This is a genomic window from Dietzia sp. UBA5065 (assembly GCA_002415925.1).
In the GTDB taxonomy this organism is placed as follows: Bacteria; Actinomycetota; Actinomycetes; order Mycobacteriales; family Mycobacteriaceae; genus Dietzia.
In genome coordinates this window covers 12,004-12,558 of record DIAZ01000035.1, presented here as the reverse complement: position 1 = coordinate 12,558, position 555 = coordinate 12,004, and the positions used below count along the sequence as shown (strand labels likewise).

General features: G+C 64.3%; 1 protein-coding gene. It reads right to left on the bottom strand.

Annotation, left to right across the window (positions count from 1 at the left end; genetic code table 11):
- Window positions 1-51: 51 nt before the first annotated feature.
- A partial coding sequence (locus B4M60_RS02510) for a nuclear transport factor 2 family protein (RefSeq protein ID WP_291079979.1) occupies window positions 52-555 on the bottom strand: 504 nt, incomplete at its 5' end.

Sequence of the window (555 nt, the reverse complement as noted above, 5' to 3'; positions counted from 1 at the left end):
GTCCACGGCGGCCCGCGTCGGCGTTCTGCTCAGAGGCTCAGGGCGTCCGGGTCAGATGGTGCGCTCCGGCCAGAGGAACTCGAGCCGGACCCGGGAGATCAGCCACTTACCGTCGACCTTTCGATACTCGTCCTGATAAATCCCCAAGTAGAACAGCGGGTTCTCGTGCCCGCCCGGGGAGCTGAACGCGCCCTGTCGGGTGAGGTATTCGATCAGGTACCAGCGGCCCTTGGCCGTATCCGCTCCCGTCAGCTCGATCCACGGATTGGTGACCGCATGGATCGCGTTGTACGGCGCGCCGACCTGCTCGGCCACGGCGGCGTAGTTCGCGCGGATGGTGTCCCTACCCACCCAGTCGCCGCCGTACTGCTCGTCGAACTCACAGACGGCGTCCTCGGTGAAGATCGAACCCAGCTTCTCGATGTCCTGGCTGTCGAAGTAGGCCGAGTACGCGAGCCGCAGATCCTTGATCTCCTCGATCGCCAGCAGGCGGTCGATCTTGTCCTGTCTCGACACATCGTTCGTCATCGCGCTCACGCACCCTTCTTGACGCCG